This window comes from Dyadobacter sp. (assembly GCF_051859145.1).
In the GTDB taxonomy this organism is placed as follows: Bacteria; Bacteroidota; Bacteroidia; order Cytophagales; family Spirosomataceae; genus Dyadobacter.
Window position 1 is genome coordinate 1 of record NZ_JBHYGF010000295.1, and the last position, 5,396, is coordinate 5,396.

The following is a 5,396-nucleotide window of genomic DNA, read 5'->3' on the forward strand; positions in this document are numbered from 1 at the left end:
GCTTTGCTCAGTGTCTTTCATATACATTGGAACAAAAAAAGAATGTCCCATTACTGAGACATTCTCTTCATTCCTTTCGTTCCCTTGAAACGCTTTTTTTCTGAGCAGTTTTAAATCCCGTTCAACTCTGCTTCTGTAAATGCCTTTTCACGGCCGGTCAGTTTCTGGCGCACTTTGTTGACCTCTTCCGTGCTCACTACATCCGCATTGTTGCGCCAGGATTTGCGTATGTAGCTGAGCAGCTGGGCAATGTCCTCATTTGGCATATCTTTATCATACCCGATACCCGGCATATCTCCGCTCACTTCCGGCGTTTGGTACACGTGGCCATTTACTTTAACCGGGCCCGTTAGTCCGTAAAGTACGATCGAAATCAGTTTGTCTTTACTTCCGGTTACCCATTCCGACTGGTTCAATGGAGGTGCGAGCGACTTCACACCGCCACCGTCGGGACCGTGGCAAGTCTGGCAGACCGATGTAAACAATGCTTCTCCTTTCGGAAACTGCCTTTTAAGCATTTCAGGATTCCGGTTTCCCTGCGCACTGCGCACAGCTGTGATTACTTTCTGAAGCTGCTTGTTCACCAGCAGGTTCTGGTCGCTCAATGAAGCTGTCAGCTCGCTTTGGAACAACTCCTCTTTTCCTTGCAGGTTGCTGATAACCGCGTCGGCAACATACCGGTTGTTTGGGTATTTGGTAGCGAGTTTAGTCAGCAGGCTTTTGGATGCAACCGTGTCAAATTGAGCAATGCTTTTTGCCATAAATCCAACATAGGGCGCAGCGAGCGTATCATTTTGATCGACCATCTGATCAAACAAACTAGCAAATTGCTTGTACGAAGCGGGTGAGATGATGGATGGTGTTACTGCAAATGCCTGCATTTTATACTGCTGGTCGGCGCTTCTAAGCCAGCTTACCACTTCTTCCGTTTTCAGTGAATTCAGACCTTCCAAAGTCCACAATGCGTGGATCGCGAGAAGTGGGTTAGCTGTTTGTTTCACGGCCTCACGCAATGCAGGTACCGTTTGGTTGTATTTTCCGTCAATAAGCTTTTGCTGTGCGCGGTCGCGAACCCAGCCATTCGGGTGGCCGAGTAGCTTCACCAACGCCGATGCGTCTGAGGGGATAGTAACCGGTTTGGCATTGGTATTTTTTGGAACAACCTTGTAAATGCGCCCACTCGAAAGTGGCTGCGTCAAGTCGCGTTTCCCGATCTGCTCTTTCAAATAAGGTGTCAGATATGTTTTGTGCTGAATAATCCCGCGGTACATATCCAGAACGTACATGGCGCCGTCAGGTGCATTATACAAGCTCACCGGCCTGAAACGCTCGTCGGTACTGGCCAGGAACTCGCGCCCTTTGTAAGCCTGCTCGCCTTTTACAACAAATCCTTTTTGGTCAAGTATGTTCCGCTTGATCAGGTTGGCCGATGGTTCGGGGACAAATGCGTTGAAATCGTAAGCCTGGCCGAACAAATCGCCGCGGTAAATTACAGGGCCGGCAGCCGCAGTAAAATCATTGAGGCGCAGACTGTCGTCCAGGATATTTTTCATATATCCCCTGTTTACACCGGGAGTAGGGTGCAGCGGATATACCTTATTGTTTGCTACCGATTTCTCATTGTACCCCGCAACGCCGCGCTGGTTAGTATTCCAGGCTCCTACACCAGCCGGGAAATAGTCGCCAAGCAAATTTTGTGAATTGTTGTTATAATAAAGGCGGCCATAATTATCCTGGCAAATACCCCATTGACCCCTGAAATGCGTGTGCTCAATAACCCATTTAGGTCCTACTTTCCGGTACCGCTTGTCAGACTTTGCATTGTAGATCCAGTTATCCATGGCCCGCAGCAGTCCGTTCGGCTGGTGTTCTACGTTACCGCCTTCGGTGTATTTGGGATCAACTAGCGTGCGTTTTCCGGCTTTGTCGTTTTTGATCTCGTAAAACCACAGGTTCGTTGGTTCTGCGACCAGGATACCGTTTTCTATCAGGCAAATGGCTCTTGGCAGTACCAGTGAATCGATGATCACCTGCCGGTCGTCGTAAACTCCGTCCCCGTTTTTGTCTTCAAGGATCACGATGTTTCCGTTAGGAATATCCTCGCCGGTACCGATCGTATCGGGCATATAACCCGTCATTTCAACCACCCACATGCGGCCTTTATCGTCGAACTGCATAGCCACGGGCGAACTTACCAGCGGTTCTGATGCGACGAGCTTTACTTCAAAGCCATTTTCCACCTGCATTAATGCGATGGTATTTTCGGGCGCGATGAATGGAGATTGGCCAGGTTTGCTGGCAGTAGGTTCTTCCTTTTGCGCCGTTGAGACGGTCGCCGTAGTGGCAGTTGCAGGTTGCTTGTTTGTTTTACAATAAACAAGTGAAAACGAGACTGCCAGGAAAAGGAAAGGATAGCGGTACTTTTTCATCTGAAGAAATATTTCCTCTAAGTTCGATGGTTATGAATTGCTGAACAATGTCAATCTCTTAACGCTTCTTCAACCGGTTTCATGTTTTTTGTTAGAAAATGTATGATAATCCACGCAATGATGTAGGCCAGTCCGCATATGATAAACAGGATATTATAACCCGCACCGATGTTGCCGGCAGCTTTGTAATAGTCCAGCAGCGTGCCTACGACCAGCGGGAAAAACGTGGATCCCAGCGATCCCGCCATTCCACCGATACCTACCACCGAGCTCACTGCCCGTTTTGGAAAAATATCGGAAACGATCGTGAAAATATTCGCACTCCACGCCTGGTGCGCCGCAGTAGCGATACTGATGATCCCGACAACAATCCAGACATTGCTGGCAAACTGCGCCAGGATGATCGGAAGAACCGCAAATGCAACCACGAGCAATGTGATTTTACGCGCCCGGAGCGGCGCCCAGCCTTTTTTAATCAGATAAGAAGAAAGGTAACCGCCGCCAATGCTGCCGAATGTAGTAGCAGTGTAAACGATCGCGAGGTGGAGACTAGGCTTTTTAAGATCCAGCGCGAATGTGGTTGCAAAGTAGGATGGAAGCCAGAAAAGGAAGAACCACCAGATCGGGTCGGTCAGGAATTTACCTACAATGAAAACCCAGGACTGGCGTAATTGCAGCAATTTGGTCCAGTGTATCGGCTTTTTTCCCTCACCTTCGGCAGCTTCGTTGTCGCTGTGGATGAAAGCGTACTCTTCCGGCGTGATCTTCTTGTGCCGCGATGGAATTTCGTAGAATAGCCACCAGAATATCAGCCAGACAAAACCCAGTGCACCGGTGATCAAAAATGCCTCCTGCCAGCCGTAAGCTCCCAGAAGCCAGGGTACCAGAATAGGGGCAGCTACCGCGCCGATACTTGTTCCAGAATTGAAAATACCCGTTGCAAGCGCTCTTTCACGTTTGGGAAACCACTCAGCCGTCGCTTTCACAGCAGCCGGGAAGTTACCCGACTCGCCTAACCCAAGTAATGCGCGAACTGCGCCAAAACCGAAAGTACTTCTTACAAATGCGTGTGCAATCGCGGCAATGCTCCATACTATGATCGACACCGCATAACCGAGCTTGGAGCCGATCTTGTCGATAATATTACCGAAGACAATGTAGCCCAGTGCATAACAGCCCGCGAAGACCATTACGATATTGGCATAATCGCTTTCAGTCCAGTTGAATTCAGTTTCAAGCGTTGGTTTTAATAGTCCGAGAATCTGTCTGTCTATATAATTGATCGTGGTTGCAAAGAAGAGGAGCGCACATATAACCCAGCGGTAATTGCCAATTTTAGGTTGTTCCATAATAGGTACAGATTCTTGGATTCAGGGATGGTTAAAAATACAACTGTTTCGGATAAGACTGTATTTCGGCCATTCTACCCCTTACGACTATGGCAAAGAGTTCAAAAAAAGAGTCCCGCCGAATGGGCGGGACTGGGGCATTATTCAATTAAATCCAGGTTAAATATATCAGGTAATTGGGTAAGCCAGCTGCGCTTTGATGAGCTCTGCTTCATTGGTAAGGTCGAGACGGAGCGGGGTAATAGACACGAATCCATTCTCAACTGCCCACCTGTCAGTTCCTTCCTCAGCGGCTTCGAGCGGCACTACTGTAAACCAGTAATGTTTTCTTCCCATAGGGTCGAGTGCAGGGACGATATTATTATCATATAGCCGCACTGACTGCCTTGTCCATCTTACACCCTTTGGTTGGGGCGGGAAGTTTACATTCACAAGGTTCAAATGCGGATTCTTGAAAAGCAGGTCAAGCGCTTTCTCCACAAATGGATCGAGCGCGTCAAAATCAGGTTCAACCTCGGTAGGTGTGCTCAGCGCAATCCCCTTTATCCCGAACAGTACCGCTTGTTTGGCAGCAGCAAGTGTACCCGAATGCCACATCGCATTTCCCAGGTTAGGGCCGAGGTTAATGCCCGAGAGCACTACGTCGGGCTTGTCCCACAAATGCTGGCCGAGCGCCACGCAGTCGGCCGGGGTACCATTGACGCGGTATGCGTCAATGCCGCCAAAGTCAATCGGCGATTTTTTATAAGAAAGTGGCCTGGAAGCAGTTATCGCGTGGCCCATTGATGATTGTTCCACGTCGGGTGCCACAATTTTGACTTCCCCAAACCTCGCCGCGATTTTTGCCAGAGAAGCAATGCCGGGGCTGTATATTCCATCGTCGTTTGTTACCAGAATTTTCATATACAATCTCGTTTTTGGCATTACATCAATAAAATTATGCCTGGTATGTTTTTTATGAAATAGCATTATCACGACATACTTCTTATGAAAAAAGCCCACCTTTTGCACAACCCGACCGCCGGGGACAGTGATTTTAGCAAAGAAGAATTAACGAAACTGATCAAAAAGGAAGGTTTTGAATGTGCTTATTCTTCAGTGAAAGAGAATGGCTGGGAAGCGTTTGATGAGGATTCTGATTTTCTGATCATAGCTGGCGGTGACGGCACAGTCCGCAGGATCGCCAAAGTGTTAATGAAGCGCACGCTGCTTGACCGGCATTACCCCATAGCGCTGCTTCCGCACGGAACCGCCAACAATGTGGCTTGTGCGCTGGGAATCGATGGGAAAGCAAAGGATATCATTAAGAAGTGGCACCATTATCACCTTAAACCTTTTGATATCGGCAGGGTTGTAGGTCTTGATAGCGACAAATTCTTTCTAGAAGCTTTCGGCATCGGGATCTTCCCGCGCCTGATGAAAATCATGGACAAGCTGGAAGACGAGATCGGCGAGACAGCCGAAGAAAAGCTGAATGCCGCCCGCCGGGTTTTGTTAGAAATTGTGCAGACTTACGAAGCCAAAAGCTGCCAGATATTTGCGGACGGAAAAGAGTACTCCGGCGAATATCTGATGGTTGAGGTAATGAATATCCGGTCAATCGGTCCGAACCTGGTTC

General features: G+C 48.6%; 4 protein-coding genes. 1 reads left to right on the plus strand and 3 read right to left on the minus strand.

Features of this window, described 5'->3' with window-relative positions; all coding sequences use genetic code 11:
- Positions 1-110: 110 nt before the first annotated feature.
- The 3 genes from ACTIE6_RS16590 to surE form a co-directional block, all read right to left on the minus strand.
- Positions 111-2,429: a DUF7133 domain-containing protein gene (locus ACTIE6_RS16590; RefSeq protein ID WP_439557706.1), complete on the minus strand. Its 2,319-nt coding sequence runs from the start codon at positions 2,427-2,429 to the stop codon at positions 111-113.
- 50 nt (positions 2,430-2,479) lie between these two features.
- A complete protein-coding gene (locus ACTIE6_RS16595) occupies positions 2,480-3,778 on the minus strand; it encodes an MFS transporter (protein WP_439557707.1) in 1,299 nt (432 codons plus the stop codon).
- A 168-nt stretch (positions 3,779-3,946) separates the two neighbouring features.
- On the minus strand, positions 3,947-4,681 hold the full coding sequence (surE, locus tag ACTIE6_RS16600) for a 5'/3'-nucleotidase SurE (RefSeq protein WP_056289344.1): 735 nt from the start codon (positions 4,679-4,681) through the stop codon (positions 3,947-3,949).
- 84 nt (positions 4,682-4,765) lie between these two features.
- Here surE and ACTIE6_RS16605 point away from each other — a divergent pair.
- The coding region (locus ACTIE6_RS16605) for a diacylglycerol/lipid kinase family protein (protein WP_439557708.1) at positions 4,766-5,396 on the plus strand (631 nt) is incomplete at its 3' end.